Annotated in this window: 15 protein-coding genes; 4 read left to right on the top strand and 11 right to left on the bottom strand. The window is 72.7% G+C overall.

Annotation, left to right across the window (positions count from 1 at the left end; translation table 11 throughout):
* Positions 1 to 25 precede the first annotated feature (25 nt).
* Positions 26 to 2116 carry a phosphocholine-specific phospholipase C gene (locus tag AB0424_RS22715; protein WP_366308181.1) on the bottom strand — a complete coding sequence of 697 codons (2091 nt, stop codon included), beginning with the start codon at positions 2114 to 2116 and terminating at the stop codon, positions 26 to 28.
* Between the two features lie 179 nt (positions 2117 to 2295).
* Entirely contained in the window at positions 2296 to 3291 is a 996-nt protein-coding gene (locus tag AB0424_RS22710) for a winged helix-turn-helix domain-containing protein (protein WP_366308179.1), read from the bottom strand.
* Between the two features lie 147 nt (positions 3292 to 3438).
* Here AB0424_RS22710 and AB0424_RS22705 point away from each other — a divergent pair, with 147 nt between their 5' ends.
* The 3 genes from AB0424_RS22705 (at position 3439) to AB0424_RS22695 (ending at position 5508) form a co-directional block, all read left to right on the top strand.
* Positions 3439 to 4371, top strand: a complete 933-nt coding sequence (locus AB0424_RS22705; RefSeq protein WP_366308177.1) for a hypothetical protein — start codon at positions 3439 to 3441, stop codon at positions 4369 to 4371.
* A gap of 92 nt (positions 4372 to 4463) precedes the next feature.
* The gene (locus AB0424_RS22700; protein WP_366308175.1) at positions 4464 to 4928 is read left to right on the top strand and encodes a hypothetical protein; all 465 of its coding nucleotides are present in this window, start codon (positions 4464 to 4466) and stop codon (positions 4926 to 4928) included.
* Between the two features lie 121 nt (positions 4929 to 5049).
* The gene (locus tag AB0424_RS22695) at positions 5050 to 5508 is read left to right on the top strand and encodes a hypothetical protein (RefSeq protein WP_366308173.1); all 459 of its coding nucleotides are present in this window, start codon (positions 5050 to 5052) and stop codon (positions 5506 to 5508) included.
* 78 nt (positions 5509 to 5586) lie between these two features.
* On the opposite strand, the gene gatB is transcribed toward AB0424_RS22695, so the two are convergent.
* From gatB to AB0424_RS22650, 9 genes are all read right to left on the bottom strand, one after another.
* Positions 5587 to 7098: an Asp-tRNA(Asn)/Glu-tRNA(Gln) amidotransferase subunit GatB gene (gatB, locus tag AB0424_RS22690; protein WP_366308171.1), complete on the bottom strand. Its 1512-nt coding sequence runs from the start codon at positions 7096 to 7098 to the stop codon at positions 5587 to 5589.
* A gap of 16 nt (positions 7099 to 7114) precedes the next feature.
* On the bottom strand, positions 7115 to 7348 hold the full coding sequence (locus AB0424_RS22685) for a hypothetical protein (RefSeq protein ID WP_189513203.1): 234 nt from the start codon (positions 7346 to 7348) through the stop codon (positions 7115 to 7117).
* A 5-nt stretch (positions 7349 to 7353) separates the two neighbouring features.
* Positions 7354 to 8853 (bottom strand): Asp-tRNA(Asn)/Glu-tRNA(Gln) amidotransferase subunit GatA, encoded by a 1500-nt coding sequence (gene gatA, locus AB0424_RS22680; protein ID WP_366308169.1) that lies wholly within the window; start codon positions 8851 to 8853, stop codon positions 7354 to 7356.
* Between the two features lie 6 nt (positions 8854 to 8859).
* The gene (gene gatC, locus AB0424_RS22675; RefSeq protein WP_015036350.1) at positions 8860 to 9156 is read right to left on the bottom strand and encodes an Asp-tRNA(Asn)/Glu-tRNA(Gln) amidotransferase subunit GatC; all 297 of its coding nucleotides are present in this window, start codon (positions 9154 to 9156) and stop codon (positions 8860 to 8862) included.
* Between the two features lie 95 nt (positions 9157 to 9251).
* Positions 9252 to 11366 carry a bifunctional diguanylate cyclase/phosphodiesterase gene (locus AB0424_RS22670; protein WP_366308167.1) on the bottom strand — a complete coding sequence of 705 codons (2115 nt, stop codon included), beginning with the start codon at positions 11364 to 11366 and terminating at the stop codon, positions 9252 to 9254.
* 251 nt (positions 11367 to 11617) lie between these two features.
* Positions 11618 to 13798, bottom strand: coding sequence for an NAD-dependent DNA ligase LigA (gene ligA / locus AB0424_RS22665; protein ID WP_366308165.1), 2181 nt, complete (start codon positions 13796 to 13798; stop codon positions 11618 to 11620).
* A 32-nt stretch (positions 13799 to 13830) separates the two neighbouring features.
* Positions 13831 to 14829: a methionine synthase gene (locus AB0424_RS22660; RefSeq protein WP_366308467.1), complete on the bottom strand. Its 999-nt coding sequence runs from the start codon at positions 14827 to 14829 to the stop codon at positions 13831 to 13833.
* Positions 14830 to 14849: 20 nt separating this feature from the next.
* Positions 14850 to 15548, bottom strand: coding sequence for an SDR family oxidoreductase (locus AB0424_RS22655; RefSeq protein ID WP_366308163.1), 699 nt, complete (start codon positions 15546 to 15548; stop codon positions 14850 to 14852).
* 7 nt (positions 15549 to 15555) lie between these two features.
* The gene (locus AB0424_RS22650; RefSeq protein ID WP_366308161.1) at positions 15556 to 16095 is read right to left on the bottom strand and encodes a TIGR00730 family Rossman fold protein; all 540 of its coding nucleotides are present in this window, start codon (positions 16093 to 16095) and stop codon (positions 15556 to 15558) included.
* A 98-nt stretch (positions 16096 to 16193) separates the two neighbouring features.
* Here AB0424_RS22650 and AB0424_RS22645 point away from each other — a divergent pair, with 98 nt between their 5' ends.
* Complete coding sequence (locus AB0424_RS22645) at positions 16194 to 17021, top strand: alpha/beta fold hydrolase (RefSeq protein ID WP_366308159.1); 828 nt, start codon at positions 16194 to 16196, stop codon at positions 17019 to 17021.
* The last annotated feature ends 90 nt before the right edge of the window (positions 17022 to 17111 follow it).

Genomic DNA, 17111 nt, shown 5'->3' with positions numbered 1-17111 from the left:
CCCACCCCCGCACCCGCCTGGCGAGTCACCCGGAGACGCTGGGGCGACCGTTCTCGATGTGGCCCATGAGCCGGCGACGGAAGCCGCCGGGGGCGGTCACCTCGACGTCGTACCAGCCGTGCGCGTCGGCGGCCGAGTGCACGACGGTACGGGTCCGCCCGGGCTTCACGGTGACGGTGCGGGTCCAGTCGGCGAGGTCGTCCTCGTCGCCGTAGCCCAGCGGCCGGACGGTGAAGGCGACCGGGGCCTCGCCCGTGTTCCGCACGGTGAGGTGCAGGTCGCGGTCGTGATGGTCGATGCGCGAGGCCAGCTCGGCGCCGCCCGCCGCGGGGCCCTCGAACTCGCGGCGGAAACCGTTGGGGCCGGTGATCGTGAAGCGGTAGCGGTCACCCGGCACGGGGACGGTCCACTCCCCCGTCCCCCTGACGTCCTGGTGCTGCGGGACGGCGAACTCGCCCGCGTAGGGGTAGAGGGCGAAGTGCGCGCTCGCCTTCCCGCGGTTGCTCAGCGCGACCGTGACGGCACCGGCACCCGTGGTCGCGGCGGCGTCCGGCTGGTACGGGAGGGGGCGGGCGGGGCGGACGCCGGGCTCCTGGACGGGCATCCGCTGCACGGCCGGGGGCTGCGGCCGCCAGCGGCCGGTGAAGGGCGGGATCGGTCCGGGCTGCTCGACCTCGGGCCGCCGCCGGCCGCGCTTGAAGTCGAAGGCGGAGGTGAGGTCGCCCGTGACGGTGCGGCGCCAGGGCGTGATGTGGGGTTCCCCGACCCCCGTGAGCCGCTCCAGGAAGCGGATCACGGAGGTGTGGTCGAAGGTCTCGGAGCAGACGTATCCGCCGGTCGACCACGGCGAGACGACGAGCAGCGGGACGCGGATGCCGAGGCCGGTGGGCTGTCCCTTCCACCGCTCGTCCGCGTTCTCGGCCGGCGGGACCGGCGGCGGGACGTGGTCGAAGAAGCCGTCGTTCTCGTCGTAGTTGATCAGGACCACGGTGTGGCGCCACACGTCCGGGTGGGCGCCGAGGGCGTCGAGCACCTTGTAGACCAGGGTGGCGGAGGCGATCGGCGAGGAGGAGCCGGGGTGCTCGGAGTCGATCGCGGAGGGGACGAGGTACGAGACCTCGGGCAGCGTGCCGGCGGCGACGTCGGCGCGGAAGGCGTCGGCGAGGGTGCCGGACTCGACGCGGCGCAGTCCGCGCTCGAAGAGGGAGCGCTCGGCCGGGGCGAGGCCGGCGACGCCCTCCTCCAGGAGGGCCAGGAGCCGGGTCCGCTCGGCGCTGTCGTCGGTGTCGCGGACGGCGGCGTAGAAGGACTCCATGTAGGTGTGCCCGCCGGTGCCGGCGAGCGCCTTGCGGGCGATCTTCTTGAAGGTGGTGAAGAACTCGATGTTGTTGTCGGTGAAGTTCTCCCACTCGGTGTACGTCTTCCAGCTCCGCCCGGCGGCTTCGAGCCGCTCGGCGTAGGTGGACCAGCCGTAGCCGGGGTGGGTGCCCTCGGCGTAGGCGGCGTTGGTGACGGCCCGGCTGCCGTCGGCCTCGAAGCCGGTCCAGCCGGACCAGAGGTGGTTGCGGTTGGGGCTCGTCGAGGTGTGGATCGACGAGTGGTAGGCGTCGCAGACGGTGAAGGTGTCGGCGAGCTCGTAGTGCAGGGGGAGGTCCTGCCGGTCGTAGTACGCCATGGTGGCGGCGGTCTTGGCCGAGACCCAGCCGTCCATCCAGCCGCCGTGCCACGCCTTCGCCCCGCCGCCCCAGGAGTGGTCGAGGTCGCCGATGTACTGGAGGTCCTTCTGCTGCGTCTCGGCGGCGCCGCGGACGGGGAAGGGCAGCACGGTCCGGCCGGGCGCGGCGGGCTGCTCGAAGACCGGGCGGCCCGAGGGCAGCTCGACGGCGTTGCGGTCGCCGAATCCGCGGACGCCTCGGAGGGTGCCGAAGTAGTGATCGAAGGAACGGTTCTCCTGCATCAGGATCACCACGTGCCGGACCGCCGCCATCCCCCCGGCCGGGGGCTCCGCGGCCATCGCCGCCTGCAGCGACGGCGGCAGCAGCGAACCGGCCGCCGCGGCGCCGAGGGCACCTCCGCCCAGCGCGAGCAGCCTTCTGCGGGACATCTCGGATGACAAGACATGCCTCCAGTCGACGTCCAATGGTTCTCCGTCGAGCCATTGGGTGGTACGCCGGCGACGGTAGTGAGACGGGATGACCACGAGAAGACCCGCCGGGGGCCCGGTGGTGAACGTCCAAGGGAACGCGCCGGAAATCCAAGCAGTTTCCGGCCACTCCACCGGGCCCCCGCCGACCGTCAGACCCGGATGCGGAGCCTCACCCCCTCCAGCAGCGCGAGGCCCAGCTCGGTGACCGAGTGCAGGGTCGCGTTGCGGTGGCGCAGGCTGGAGACCAGCGCCGCCTCCCGCAGGGCGGTGATGTGCCGGCTGGCGTTGGGCGGCGTGGTGCCCGCGCGGCGGGCGAGCTGACCGGTGGTCGCGACCCCTTCGGCCAGCGCGGACAGCAGCACCGCCCGGGTCGGGCCGATCAGCGCCGCGAGCGCCCGCCCGTCGGCCGGATTCGCCTCCGGCGTCGTCCAGTAGGCGTCGTGCTCGATCGGATGGACGAGCACCGGCGGCAGCGTCGGGTCGGCGAGGGTCGTGGGGGCGTACCGCGAGAAGAACGACGGCTGGAGCAGCAGCCCGCGCCCCTGGAGGTGGAGGTCCTGGTCGACCGGGAAGTCGAGCCGGAGCACCGGGTAGTCCCAGTGCGCCGACGGGTGGAGCGTGCTGAGGACCGCGTCCCAGCCGCCCTCCGCGAGCGCCGCCGAGCGCCGCGACCGGTCGCGACAGACCTGCACCCGCATCCGCTCCCAGAACGGGCCGAGCACCGCGTCGAAGTAGGCGTGCGCCGCGTCGGCCAGCCGGCCGATCCCCTCGGGCTCCCCCTCCGTCAGCTCCCGCGCCCAGGCCGGTAACCGTCTCGTCGGATTCTGCCGCGCGAACTCCCTCATGTCGCTCAGCACTTGATGCTGCGGCGTGGACCTCAGGGCCTCCATCCGGTCTTCGAGGGTCCCGCCGACCGCGGGGGTCAGGAAGTCCACCGAGTACCCGACGGGCGGCGCGAGGGCCGTCAACAGCCGCGTGCCGGAGGGGACTCGGGGCAGCGACTCCCGGAGCCAGGGCCCGAACAGCACCCCCGCGTCCCTTCTCCGCAGCCGGTTCAGGCTGATCAGCACCTCCCACATCGGATCGGGCTCGGTGGCGAGCCGAATCCGGCCGAGGTCCTCCCCCGTGAAATGGATCCGCAGCACCTCAACCCCTCCCACCAGGGCAATTGCGTTCCAGCGCAACAAAGTTCATGACACTCCCCCGTTGAACGCAGACTCTGACCCGTTCGCCACGTGATCAGCACGGTCGACGTGATCAGCACAGTCGCCAACAGGACGGTGGATCGTAAAATGCCCGAGACCCTGACGAAGAGACGTTGGGGCAGGCGTGTCGCTCCGCGGGGGCTCGTACGCGCACTCGCCCTCGGCCTGGCCCTCGCCGCGGCAGCCGGCTGCTCCGGTCCGGCCGCCGCACCGCCCGGACCGGCCCCGGAACCGGCGGCGGAACCCGCCCCGCTGACCGCCCTGCACCGGCTTCCGCCGATCACCGGCCTGCTCTTCACCTCCCACGTCCGCAGCACCGAGGCGCAGCAGCGGATCGCCGTCGCCTGCATGGCCGGACGGGGGTTCCGTTACGCCCCCGTCCCTCCGCCCAAGGCTCCGGACGGCGCCGACGAGCGCCCCCGGCCCTTCGGCCTGGAGACCCCGGACCCGCCCCGCGCAGGCGCCACCCCGCCGCCCGAGACGCCGCCCGCCTCCGGCAGCCCGGAGAGCACCGCCGCCTACGCGCGGGCCCTCTTCGGCGAGGACGGCAAGCGGGTCACCGCCAAGGGCCTGCGCCTGAGCGTCTCCCGGCCCGGCGAGGGCTGCCTCGCCGAGGCGGAGACACGGGTGCTCGGCGACGGGCGCATCCGCTGGCTCCAGGTCCGGATCATGCTCTTCGAGGCACAGGAGCAGACCCGCAAGGACGTGGAGAAGGACCCCGCGTTCCGGGCGGCGACCGCCCGCTGGCGGGAGTGCATGGACCGGAACAGGGTCAAGGCCCAGGACCCCGTCCAGGTGCAGAACGCGCTCCGCACGGCGGAGGCCCGGCGCACCGACCCCGTCGCCGCGGCCGATCTGCGCTGCAAGGCGGAGACGGGGTACCTGACCACCGCGTACGGGCGACTCGCCGCCACGCAGCAGCGCTGGCTCGACGAGCACCCCGACATCGGCGGCGACTGGAAGAAGCTGTCCGCCCGCCAGGACGAGGCGGCCCGCACGGTCCTCGGCCCGGCGGCCTGACCCGCCGACGGCCCCCGCCGACCGCCCCACCACGCTCTTCCGCTCCCGCGCCCGGGAGCGGACGCTCCACCCAGACGAGAGGGACACCCTTCATGTCCACGACCCATCCCAGGTCCGGCCTGCGCGGCAGACTCGCCGCCGTCGCGGGCGCCACCGCGCTCCTCGTGGGCGCCGGCATCGGCACCGCGGCGACCGCGTCGGCCGGCCCCAACTGCGCGTCGGGTTACCACTGCGTCTTCTACCAGGGCATCGGCACCTCCGCCGGGCACGCCTACTACAACAGCGACCCCGACTTCACCGACGACTACTTCGACGGCACCGCGAACAAGGTGAACGACAACGTCTGGTCGGCCAGCAACTCCAGCAACGGCGGCTACGAGAGCCACTACTACTACGACGTCAACTACGGCGGCGGACTGGTCTTCTGCGTCAACCCGGGCAGCGCGGTCAACTACGACCGGCTCTCGAACGACGGCGTCACCGGCAACAACCGCGGCCAGCGCGACGAGGCCAGCTCGCTCCTCATGCGCCCCTCCACCACCGTCTCCTGCTTCTGACGACGACACCCCACGGCCCGCGAACGGGAAGCGGGTGCGCGGAGGAGCTTCCTCTCCCCCACGCACCCTCGCGGTCCATGCCTCAGGCGACACAACCGACCACCGAAAGGTAGATCAGAACATGACCAGGATCGGCTCGAACACCGGATTCCGCACCAAGTTCGCCGCCGTCGCCGGCGCCACCGCGCTCCTCGTGGGCGGCGGCATCGCCACCGCGACGTCCGCGTCGGCCGGCCCCAGCTGCTCCCCCGGCTTCCACTGCCTCTTCGAGGGCAGCATCGGCGCGTCGAGCCACATGTACTTCAACAGCGACCCCGACTTCACCGACGACATCTTCAGCAGCGGGCACGGGGTCAACGACAACTCGTGGTCGGCCAGCAACTCCAGCAACGGCGGCTACGAGAGCCACTACTACTACGACGTCAACTACGGCGGCGGGCTGGTCTTCTGCGTCAACCCGGGCAGCTACGTCACCCACACCCAGCTGTCGGACGACAACGTCGACGGCAACCACTCCGGCCAGCGCGACGAGGCCAGCTCCCTGCTGATGCGCCCCTCCACCACCGTCTCCTGCTTCTGATCCCGCACCCGGGAGGAAGACGGCGGCCCCGCACCGGAGTTCCGGTGCGGGGCCGCCGTGCCGTGCGCGCGGAGGGGATCAGCCCTCGCTGACGCCCAGCTTCTCCAGGATCAGGTCCTTGACCTTCGCCGCGTCCGCCTGGCCACGGGTGGCCTTCATGACGGCGCCGACGAGCGCGCCGACGGCGGCGACCTTGCCGCCGCGGATCTTGTCGGCGATGCCCGCGTTGCCCGCGATGGCCTCGTCGACGGCCGCGCCGAGCGCGCCGTCGTCGGAGACGACCTTCAGACCGCGCTTCTCGACGACCGCGTCCGGGGTGCCCTCGCCGGCGAGGACGCCCTCGATGACCTGGCGGGCCAGCTTGTCGTTCAGGTCGCCGGCGGCGACCAGGGCCGACACCCGGGCCACGTCGGCCGGGGTGATCGCCAGCTCCTCCAGCGAGACGCCCTGCTCGTTGGCGTTGCGGGCGAGCTCGCCCATCCACCACTTGCGGGCCGAGGTCGCGTCCGCGCCCGCCTCGATCGTGGCGACGATCGAGTCGACCGCGCCCGCGTTGAGGATGGACTGCATGTCCAGCTCGGACACGCCCCACTCCTCGCGCAGCCGGTTGCGGCGCACCCGGGGCAGCTCCGGCAGACCGGCGCGCAGCTCCTCGACCCACTCACGGGACGGGGCGACGGGGACGAGGTCGGGCTCCGGGAAGTACCGGTAGTCCTCGGCGTTGTCCTTGATGCGGCCGGAGGTGGTGGAGCCGTCGTCCTCGTGGAAGTGACGGGTCTCCTGCACGATCGTGCCACCGGAGGTGAGCACGGCCGCGTGGCGCTGGATCTCGAAGCGCGCCGCGCGCTCCACCGAACGGAGCGAGTTGACGTTCTTCGTCTCCGAGCGGGTGCCGAAGGTCTTGGTGCCGTTGGGGCGCAGCGACAGGTTCACGTCGCAGCGCATCTGGCCCTTGTCCATCCGCGCCTCGGAGACCCCGAGGGCGCGGATCAGCTCGCGCAGCTCGGCGACGTACGCCTTGGCGACCTCGGGGGCCCGCTCGCCCGCGCCCTCGATGGGCTTGGTGACGATCTCGATGAGCGGGATGCCGGCCCGGTTGTAGTCGAGCAGCGAGTGCGAGGCGCCGTGGATGCGGCCGGTCGCGCCACCGATGTGGGTGGACTTGCCGGTGTCCTCCTCCATGTGGGCGCGCTCGATCTCCACGCGGAAGATCTCGCCGTCCTCCAGCTGGACGTCCAGGTAGCCGTTGAAGGCGATCGGCTCGTCGTACTGGGAGGTCTGGAAGTTCTTCGGCATGTCCGGATAGAAGTAGTTCTTCCGGGCGAAGCGGCACCACTCGGCGATCTCGCAGTTCAGCGCGAGGCCGATCTTGATGGCGGACTCGACGCCGATCTCGTTGACGACCGGCAGCGAGCCGGGCAGGCCGAGGCAGGTCGGGCAGGTCTGCGAGTTGGCGTCCGCGCCCAGCTCGGTCGAGCAGCCGCAGAACATCTTGGTCCTGGTGCCGAGCTCGACATGGACCTCCAGGCCCATGACGGGGTCGAACGCCGCGAGGGCCGCGTCGTACGACAGCAGTTCAGTGACAGTCACGGTGAGACTTTCCCTCTCAGCCCAGCAGGACGTCGTCGTCGCCCAGGCGCTTGAGCTCCCGGTAGAGGATCGCCAGGCCGGTAACGATGGCGGCGGCGGACACGGCGGAATCGATCAGCCGCAGCATGTCGTTGTCGTTGCGGGCCATCTTGGCCTGCTTCGCCACGCTGATGGCACCGAACGCGGTGGTCGCCAGCGAGACGTAGACGCCGGTCTTCGACTTCTTGAAGTTCTTGGCCTTCTTTGCCATGGCACTCACAGCGACGGAGCCTCCTCAAGCAGCGGGTGGCCCCACTTTTCCACGAAGGCGGCCTCGACGGCCGCACCGACCTTGTAGAGCCGGTCGTCCTTCATGGCGGGGGCGATGATCTGCAGACCGACCGGGAGACCGTCCTCGGGCGCCAGGCCGCAGGGGAGCGACATGGCGGCGTTGCCGGCCAGGTTGGTCGGGATCGTGCACAGGTCCGCGAGGTACATGGCCATCGGGTCGTCGGCGCGCTCGCCGATCGGGAAGGCGGTGGTGGGGGTCGTCGGGGAGACGATGACGTCCACCTCCTCGAAGGCCCTCTCGAACTCGCGGGTGATGAGGGTGCGGACCTTCTGGGCGGAGCCGTAGTACGCGTCGTAGTAGCCGGAGCTCAGCGCGTACGTGCCCAGGATGATGCGGCGCTTGACCTCGTCGCCGAAGCCGGCCTCACGGGTGAGGGCGGTGACGTCCTCGGCGGACCGCGTGCCGTCGTCGCCGACCCGCAGGCCGTAGCGCATGGCGTCGAAGCGGGCCAGGTTCGAGGAGCACTCGGACGGCGCGATCAGGTAGTACGCCGAGAGGGCCAGGTCGAAGGTCGGGCAGTCCAGCTCGACGACCTCGGCGCCCAGCGACTTCAGCAGCTCGACGGACTCGTCGAAGCGCTGCACGACGCCGGCCTGGTAGCCCTCGCCGCGGAACTGCTTGACGACGCCGACGCGCATGCCGGCGACCGAGCCGTTGCGCGCGGCCTCGACGACCTGCGGGACCTCGGCGTCGATGGAGGTCGAGTCCAGCGGGTCGTGTCCGGCGATCGCCTCGTGGAGGAGGGCCGCGTCCAGGACCGTGCGGGCGCAGGGGCCGCCCTGGTCGAGGGAGGACGAGAAGGCCACCATGCCGTAGCGGGAGACCGCGCCGTAGGTCGGCTTGACGCCGACGGTGCCGGTGACGGCGGCGGGCTGGCGGATCGAGCCGCCGGTGTCCGTGCCGATGGCGAGCGGGGCCTCGTACGCGGCGAGGGCGGCCGAGGAACCGCCGCCGGAGCCGCCGGGGATCCGGGTGAGGTCCCAGGGGTTGCCGGTCGGGCCGTACGCGCTGTTCTCCGTGGAGGAGCCCATCGCGAACTCGTCCATGTTCGTCTTGCCGAGGATGACGACGTCGGCGGCCTTGAGGTTCTTGACCAGGGTCGCGTCGTACGGAGGGATCCAGCCCTCCAGCATCTTCGAGCCGACGGTCGTCGGCATGCCGGCGGTGGTGAAGATGTCCTTCAGGGCGAGCGGGACACCGGCCAGCGGGCCGAGCTTCTCGCCGCGGGCGCGCTTCTCGTCGACGGCGCGGGCCTGCGCGAGGGCGCCCTCGCGGTCGACGTGCAGGAAGGCGTGGACCTTCTCGTCGACGGCCTCGATGCGGGCGAGGTGGGCCTCGGTGACCTCGACGGCGGTCAGCTCGCCGGCGGCGATCTTCCCGGCGATCTCGGCTGCCGTGAGCTTGATGATGATGTTGTCCGTCATGACGTGTTAGTCCTCCCCCAGGATCTGCGGCACCTTGAAACGCTGCTGCTCCTGGGCCGGGGCGCCGGAGAGCGCCTGCTCGGGGGTGAGCGACGGACGGACCTCGTCCGCGCGCATGACATTGGTCAGCGGCAGCGGGTGGGAGGTCGGCGGTACGTCTTGGTCGGCGACCTCGGAGACGCGGGCGACCGCGCCGATGATGTCGTCGAGCTGGCCGGCGAAGTGATCGAGTTCTTCGCCCTTCAGCTCCAGACGCGCCAGCCGTGCGAGGTGGGCGACCTCCTCGCGCGTGATGCCAGGCATGCGGATCCTCACGGGGTGAGCTTGATGGTGTTGGTCCATCCTATGGGGCCCGTACCCCTGCCCGTGAAACGGTTTGGCCCGCAGCGCGGCACCCCTCAGGGAACGACCTGCCCCGAGGGCTGGTCGAGCTCGACCTGGGCCGCGATGTCGGCGGGTCGGCGCCAGCCGTGCTCGCCGCGGGCCAGGAGCCAGGCGGTGGCCTCGGGGGGCGGCATGGCGGCGGCGACGAGCCAGCCCTGGACGGCGTCGCAGCCCAGGTCCCGGAGGCGTTCCCAGGTCTCGTCGTCCTCCACGCCCTCGGCGACGACGAGGAGGCCGAGCGAGTGGGCGAGGTCGACGGTGCAGCGGACGATCTCGGCGTCCTCGGTGTCGACGGCGAGCCGGGCGACGAAGGAGCGGTCGATCTTCAGTTCGCTGACGGGCAGCCGGCGGAGGTGGACCAGGGAGGAGTAGCCGGTGCCGAAGTCGTCGAGGGACATCTTCACGCCGTGGCCGGTGAGGCCGTTGAGCGTGTCGGCGGCCCGCTGGGGGTCCTCCAGGAGGACGTGCTCCGTTATCTCCAGCTGGAGGGCGCCGGCCGGGACGCCGTGGCGGGCGAGCCGGGCGGCGACGGCGCCGGCGAAGCCGGGGGTGTGGACGTCGCGCGGCGAGACGTTGACGGCGACCGGGACGTTGAGGCCCTGGGCGCGCCAGCGGGCGACCTGGGCGAGCGCGGTCTCCAGGACGTACTCGGTGAGGTGCGGCATCAGGCCGGAGGACTCGGCGATGGCGATGAACTCGTCCGGCGGGACCTTGCCGCGCTCGGGGTGGACCCAGCGGACGAGCGCCTCCAGGCCGGCGACCTGTCCGTCGAAGCGGACCTTGGGCTGGTAGTGGAGTTCGACCTCGCCGGCGTCCAGGGCGCGGCGGAGGTCGCCGAGGAGGCCGAGCCGGTCGGGCGTGTTGGAGTCGCGCTTGGACTCGTAGACCTCGACGCCGGTGCGGTCGCGCTTGGCCTGGTACATGGCGACGTCGGCACGGCGCAGCAGCCCCTCGGCGTCGAGGGCGTGGTCGGGGAAGACGGCGACGCCGGCGCTGGCCTCCAGGACGAGGGTGAGCCCGTCGAGGTCGAGCGGGGAGGAGAGTTCGGCGACGAGGTGGCGGGCGACCCGCTGGGCGCTGGTGGTGGAGTCGGCGGTGGGCAGCAGGACGGCGAACTCGTCGCCGCCGAGCCGGGCGGCCTCGGCGCCGCGGGGCAGCGCGAGGTCGAGCCGTTCGGCGATCTGGAGGAGCAGCCGGTCGCCGGCGAGGTGTCCGAGGGTGTCGTTGACCGACCGGAAGCGGTCGAGGTCGATCAGGACGAGGGCGGCGCGGGCGCCTGCGGCCTCGGCCTCCTCCAGGGCGGTCCAGGCCCGTTCCAGGAGCCACTGGCGGTTGGGGAGCCCGGTGAGCGGGTCGCGCAGCTGCTCCTCGGCGCGGGCGCGGGCGATCCAGAGGGTGGAGTCGAGGGCGATGAGGGGGACGGCGAAGAGCGGCAGCAGGACCGGCCGGGTGGCGGCGACGACGCAGATGAGCGGGGCGATGCCGAGGAGGGCGACGGCGACGAGGCCCTGGCGCAGGAGGGCGGTGCGGGCGACGGTGGGCAGGCCGCGGCCCTGGGGCGCGAGCGTGTACCACAGGAGGAGCCGGGTCACCACGAGGTAGGCGCCGGCGGCGACGAGGACCTCCGGGAGGTCCCCGATGGTCCAGTCGAGGGGCCACCAGGGCTGTTCGACGGTGGGCACGTCCCCGAAGAGGGCGAGGACGACGGCGGCGGCTCCCACGCCGAGGACGTCGGCGGCGCCGTGCAGGAGGCCCTGGCGCCAGCGGTCCCGGCGGGCGGCGCCGACGAGGGTGACGACGGTCAGCGAGACGAGGCCGGCGGGCACCCAGCCGTACAGCAGGAGGACGGCGAGGGTGAGGGCGGCGCCGGAGCCGGTGCCGCCCCACCAGCGGTCGCGGCCGAGGGCGACCAGATGGCCGACGATGAGGCCGGTGAGCACGGCGAGGGACCAGCCGGCGGCTCCGCCGGGGAAGAGTCCGTGACCGGTGGTCAGGGCTCGCTGGAGCCCGACGGCGAGTACGACGGCGGCGATGCCCACCACGGCTGCGGGCAGCCGGGAGGTGAAGCCCGGGGTGACCGCACGGCCGTGTGACCGTGGGACCGGGGCGGCGCTCTCGGTCGGTTCCATTCCCGTCCCTCTCACAGGCGGCGGTGCCGTCGGGTGTGCGCGGGGCCGCGGTGCGGCCGTCCGTCCTCCGGCCGGCGCGCGGCGGGGCGGAGCCCCCGGGCGGCCGTGCGGAACAAGACGCACGGTCACCACACTAGGCCGCCGAGGGCTTCGACGGGCAGCGCTCTCCCTCTCTTGCCCGAATGCGGCCCAGCCACCCGTAACGATCTGGTATGCGCCGAACGGGTGGCCCTCCGTGGGGTGATGGGCGGCTACTCGGCGACCGGGACCGCGGCCTCCCGCGCCGCCTCGGGCCCCTGTTCGAGCAGGACGGAGAAGCCGGCCTCGTCCAGAACCGGAACCTTCAGCTGCATCGCCTTGTCGTACTTCGAACCAGGGTTTTCGCCGACGACCACGAAGGCGGTCTTCTTCGAAACGGAACCGGTCACCTTCGCTCCGAGCCTCTGGAGGGACTCTTTTGCGCCATCCCTGGTGAACCGCTCCAGGGTGCCGGTCACCACGACCGTGAGCCCTTCCAGCGGACGCGGCCCCTCGTCCTCCCCGGCGCCCTCGTCCTCCAGGGTGACCCCCGCGGCGCGCCACTTGCGCACGATCTCGCGGTGCCACTCCTCCGCGAACCACTGCTTCACCGCGGCCGCGATGATCCCGCCGACGCCGTCGACGGCCGCCAGCTCCTCCTCGCTCGCCTGCTCGATCCGCTCCAGGGAGCGGAACTCGCGGGCCAGCGCCTCGGCCGCGACCGGCCCCACGTGCCGGATGGAGAGCCCGTTGATGAAGCGGGCCAGCGGGCGGGTCTTCGCCGCCGCGATGTTCTCCAGCATCGCCAGGGCGTTCTTCCTCGGCTCGCCCTTCTGGTTGGCGAAGACCGTGGCGATCTTCTCCTCGCCGGTCTTCGGGTCCCGCTTGGGCAGTCCGCTGTCCGCGTCGAGGACGTACGCCTTGATCGGCAGCAGCTGCTCGATCGTCAGGTCGAAGAGGTCGCCCTCGTCCAGCAGCGGCGGTTCGGCCGGCTCCAGCGGGCGGGTGAGCGCCGCCGCGGCCACCTTGCCGAAGCTCTCGATGTCCAGGCACTGGCGGCCGGCCAGGAAGAAGAGCCGCTCGCGCAGCTGGGCCGGGCAGGTCCGGGCGTTCGGGCAGCGGAGGTCGATGTCGCCCTCCTTCATCGCCTTCAGCGGCGTCCCGCACTCCGGGCACTCCGCGGGCATCACGAACTCCCGCTCGGTGCCGTCCCGCAGGTCGGCGACCGGTCCGAGGATCTCCGGGATGACGTCGCCGGCCTTGCGCAGCACGACCGTGTCGCCGATGAGGACGCCCTTGGCCTTCACCACCTCCTGGTTGTGGAGGGTGGCGAACTCGACCTCGGAACCGGCCACCGTCACCGGCTCCACCTGTGCGTACGGCGTGACGCGCCCGGTCCGGCCGACCCCGACCTTGATGTCGACCAGCTTGGTGTTGACCTCCTCCGGCGCGTACTTCCAGGCGATCGCCCAGCGCGGGGCGCGGGCCGTGGAGCCCAGCCGGCCCTGGAGCGGGATCTCGTCGAGCTTGACGACCACGCCGTCGATCTCGTGCTCCACGGAGTGACGGTTCTCCCCGAAGTACGCGATGAACGCGCGCACCCCGTCGAGCGAGTCGACCACCCGGTTGTGCCGCGCCGTGGGAAGCCCCCACGCGTGCAGCAGCTCGTACGTCTCCGAGAGCCGGGAGATGTCGAAGCCCTCGCGGGCGCCGATGCCGTGGACCACCATGTGGAGCGGGCGGGAGGCGGTGACCTTCGGGTCCTTCTGGCGCAGGGAACCGGCCGCCGCGTTGCGCGGGTTGGCGAAGGGCTTGTCGCCGGCGGCCACCAGCCGGGCGTTGAGCTCCTCGAAGCCCTCCATCGGGAAGAAGACCTCGCCGCGGATCTCCACGAGCTCCGGGATCCGGTCGCCGCGCAGCCGCTCCGGGATGTCGGCGATCGTCCGCACGTTGGGCGTGATGTCCTCGCCGGTGCGGCCGTCGCCGCGGGTGGCGGCCCGGGTCAGCCGCCCGTGCTCGTAGGTCAGGTTGACCGCGAGGCCGTCGACCTTGAGCTCGCACAGGTAGTGGAAGTCGGGGGTGCCGACGTCCCGCGCGACCCGCTCGGCCCAGGTGGCCAGCTCCTCGTCGTCGAAGGCGTTGTCCAGGGAGAGCATGCGCTCCCGGTGCTCGACGGAGGTGAACTCCGTCTCGTACTGCCCCGCGACCTTCTGCGTCGGGGAGTCCGGCGTCCGCAGCTCCGGGTACTCCTCCTCCAGCGCCTCCAGGGCGCGCAGGAGCCGGTCGAACTCGCCGTCGCTGACGACCGGCTGGTCCTTCACGTAGTACCGGAAGCGGTGCTCCTCGACCTGCTCGGCGAGGTCGGCGTGCTTCTCCCGTGCCTCGGCGGGCAGGGCCCCCTGTTCGACTGCCACCTTCGTCCGTCCTCCCGTGCCTCTGAACCCGGTCACTCTGGGTTGTCCGCGAGCGATCTCGCCGCCCGGGCGCAGTGGGCGAGCGCCGCGCGGGCGTAGGCGGGCGAAGCGCCCGCGAGCCCGCACGTGGGGGTGACGACCACGGACTCCGCGAGAGTCCCCGGATTCAGCCCCAGCCTGCGCCACAGCGTCCTGACACCCATGACGCTACCGCCAGGGTCGGACAATGCGGTGTCGGTGGACGGCACCACACCGGCGAAGAGCGTCGTACCGGCCTCCACGGCCTCGCCGATCGTCTCCTCGTCACGCTCGGTGAGAAGGCCGAAGTCGAACGAGACACCGGCCACGCCCGCCCGCCGCAGCAGCGCGATGGGGACGTCGGGGGCGCAGGAGTGGACGACGACCGGACCGTCGTGGACGGCGATCACGTCGCGCAGGGCGGACTCCACGACCTGCCGGTCGACGGCCCGGTAGGTGCGGTACCCGCTGGCCGTGCGGACGTGGCCGCGCAGCACGGCGGTGAGCGAGGGCTCGTCGAGCTGGAGGACGAGCCGGGCCCCGGGGACGCGCCTGCGCAGGTCCGCCAGGTGGCCGCGGAGCCCCTCGGCGAGGGAGCCGGTGAGGTCGCGGCAGGCTCCCGGGTCGCCGACGGCCGCCTCGCCGCCGCGCAGTTCCAGGGCCGCCGCGAGCGTCCACGGGCCCACGGCCTGCACCTTGAGCGGGCCCTCGTACCCCTGGGTGAACTCCTCCAGGGCGTCCAGGTCCTCGCCCAGCCAGGAGCGGGCGCGCTTGGTGTCGCGGCCCGGCCGGTCGCTGATCCGCCAGCCGCTCGGCTCCACGTGCGCGTAGAGGTCGACGAGCATCCCGGTGGTGCGGCCGATCATGTCGGCGCCGGGGCCGCGGGCCGGCAGCTCCGCGAGGAACGGGAAGTCCTCGAAGGAGCCGGTGGCGGCCTTGGCGGCCTCGCGGGCGTCGCCGCCCGGCAGGGAGCCGACGCCGGTGGCGGGGCCCCAGGGGCTCGTGTCGCCCATGTCCTCGGTCTCGCTCACGGCTAGCGCCCCGGTCGGACGGTGAGGTCGTTGATCTCCGCGTCGCGCGGCAGGTCGATCGCCGTGAGGACGGCCGTCGCCACCGACTCGGGGTCGATCCACTTCGACGCGTCGTACTCCTTGCCCTCCTGCCGGTGCACCTTCTCCTGCATGGGGCTCGCCGTCCGGCCCGGGTAGACCGAGGTGACCCGGACGCCGTGGGCGTGCTCCTCGTGGCGCAGGGCGTCGGCGAGGGCCTTGAGGCCGTGCTTGGAGGCGGCGTACGCGCCCCACTCGCCGTGCGCGTTGAGCCCGGCGCCGGAGTTCACGAAGACGACGTGGCCCTGCGAGACCCTCAGCTGGGGCAGCAGGTGCCGGGTCAGCTCGGCCGGGGCGATCAGGTTGACGTTGAGCTGGTGGTGCCACGTCTTCGGGGTGAGCTCCCCGATCGGGCCCAGGTCGACGACCCCCGCGATGTGCAGCAGGCTGTCCACCCGCTCCGGCATGGTCTGGTGCGAGAACGCCCAGGACAGCCGGTCCGGGTCGGCGAGGTCGCCGACCAGCGTCCGCGCCCCGGGGAACTGCCCGGCGAGCTCCTTCGCCCGCCCCGCGTCGCGCGCGTGCAGCACGAGCTCGTCCCCGCGCGCGTGCAGGCGGCGCGCGACGGCCGCGCCGATGCCGGAACCGGCTCCGGTGATCACATGAGTAGCCATGGGGACCATGCTCGCATCAGCGGGAGGCGATGTTCTCCTCCAGGTGGGCGAGGGCGGCCGGGCCGTCGTCGGCGAAGAAGACGAGGTCGGCCAGGGGCAGGGGCAGGAAGCCCTCGGTGTCCATGCGGTGGAACTGGGCCTTCAGACCGTCGTAGAAGCCCGCCGTGTTCAGCAGGACGACCGGCTTGACGTGCTTGCCGTGCTTCTTCAGCTCCAGGATCTCGGTGGCCTCGTCGAGCGTGCCGGTGCCGCCCACCATGACGACGATCGCGTCGGACTTGGCGAGGAGCAGCGCCTTGCGCTCGGCGAGGTCCCGGGCGACGACCATCTCGTCGGCGTCCGGCCGGGCCTTGTGCGCGAGGAAGTCGACGGAGACGCCGACGAGCCGGCCGCCCGCCTCCTGGACGCCGTCGGCGACCACCTTCATCAGACCGGTGTCGGAGCCGCCCCAGACCAGGGTGTGACCGGCCTTCCCGAGGAGACGGGCGAAGTCGCGCGCGGGGGTCGTGTACCGCTCGTCGAGCTGGGCGGCGGAGAGGAAGACGCAGATGTTCATGGCCCCCACCGTAGGCCGTGACCAGCGGCTTCGGAATTTCTCCGGGAAATCCCGTCCGGCGGCGATGAGTTCGGGAGGCGGCCGCGGTCTGCCCTGCCATGGACGAGGTGAGCACCACGCTGGGCAGGGTCCGCGGCCGGGTCACGTCACGGGACGGCACGGCGATCGCGTACGAGCGGTACGGCGACGGGCGGCACGAGGGGCGGGCGCCGGTCGTCCTGGTGAGCGGGGCCCTGGCCACCGCGGCGGCCGAACGGCCGCTCGCCGGGCTCCTCGCCCGGCACTTCACGGTCTTCGCCTACGACCGGCGGGGCCGCGGCGGGAGCGGGGACGCCGGGCCCTGCGCGGTGGAGCGCGAGATCGAGGACCTGGCGGCGGTCGTGGAAGCGGCCGGGGCCGGGGCGGCCCTGCACGGGACGGGGACCGGGGGCGCGCTGGCGCTCGCCGCGGTCGCCGCCGGGCTGCCGGCGGCGGCCCTGTCGGTGTACGAGCCGCCGTACTCGGCGGAGGCCGCGGAGGTGTGGCGGCGGGTGGCGGCGCTGCTGGAGGAGGGCCGTCCGGAGGCGGCGCTCGGCCTCGTCCCGGCGGACACGTCCTTACCCGCCGAGGCGTGGCTCGCGGGCGCGGGACCGGCCCGCGCCCTCGCCCACGACCTCGCGGTGCTCGGCGACGGTCCGCCGCCCGGGCGCGCCCTCGCCGAGGTCCACACGCGCGTGCTGGTCGTCGACGGCGGCTTCAGTCCCGCGGGGACCCGCCGGGCCGCCCGCGGCCTCGCCGCCGCCCTGCCCCGCGGCCGGCACCGCACGCTGACCGGGCAGACGTCCGAGGTGGCGCCGCACGTCCTCGCCCCCGTCCTGGAGCAGTTCCTGACGGAGGAACGGGAGGACGGGAGGGACGACGGGAGGAGGCGGGAGACCGCCGCCTAGGGCCTGTCGTCACATTCCCCTCTGCCCCGCGACGCCTGGCACGCGCTCTCGCCGCACCGGGCGAAAGCGCGAGTACGCCCAGTACGAGCA

Origin of the sequence: Streptomyces sp. NPDC051180 (genome assembly GCF_040689545.1) — a bacterium.
Taxonomy (GTDB): Bacteria; Actinomycetota; Actinomycetes; order Streptomycetales; family Streptomycetaceae; genus Streptomyces.
The sequence above is the reverse complement of the archived record's forward strand: the minus strand, read 5'-3'. Positions and strand labels throughout refer to the sequence as shown.

Excerpts from the sequence above, each read along its gene's own strand:
- AB0424_RS22705 (WP_366308177.1), top strand. The coding sequence starts at position 3,439 with ATGCCCGAGACCCTGACGAAGAGACGTTGGGGCAGGCGTGTCGCTCCG.
- AB0424_RS22700 (WP_366308175.1), top strand. The coding sequence starts at position 4,464 with ATGTCCACGACCCATCCCAGGTCCGGCCTGCGCGGCAGACTCGCCGCC.
- AB0424_RS22695 (WP_366308173.1), top strand. The coding sequence starts at position 5,050 with ATGACCAGGATCGGCTCGAACACCGGATTCCGCACCAAGTTCGCCGCC.
- AB0424_RS22685 (WP_189513203.1), bottom strand. The coding sequence starts at position 7,348 with ATGGCAAAGAAGGCCAAGAACTTCAAGAAGTCGAAGACCGGCGTCTAC.
- gatA (WP_366308169.1), bottom strand. The coding sequence starts at position 8,853 with ATGACGGACAACATCATCATCAAGCTCACGGCAGCCGAGATCGCCGGG.
- gatC (WP_015036350.1), bottom strand. The coding sequence starts at position 9,156 with ATGCCTGGCATCACGCGCGAGGAGGTCGCCCACCTCGCACGGCTGGCG.
- AB0424_RS22670 (WP_366308167.1), bottom strand. The coding sequence starts at position 11,366 with ATGGAACCGACCGAGAGCGCCGCCCCGGTCCCACGGTCACACGGCCGT.
- AB0424_RS22660 (WP_366308467.1), bottom strand. The coding sequence starts at position 14,829 with ATGGGCGACACGAGCCCCTGGGGCCCCGCCACCGGCGTCGGCTCCCTG.
- AB0424_RS22655 (WP_366308163.1), bottom strand. The coding sequence starts at position 15,548 with ATGGTCCCCATGGCTACTCATGTGATCACCGGAGCCGGTTCCGGCATC.
- AB0424_RS22650 (WP_366308161.1), bottom strand. The coding sequence starts at position 16,095 with ATGAACATCTGCGTCTTCCTCTCCGCCGCCCAGCTCGACGAGCGGTAC.
- AB0424_RS22645 (WP_366308159.1), top strand. The coding sequence starts at position 16,194 with ATGGACGAGGTGAGCACCACGCTGGGCAGGGTCCGCGGCCGGGTCACG.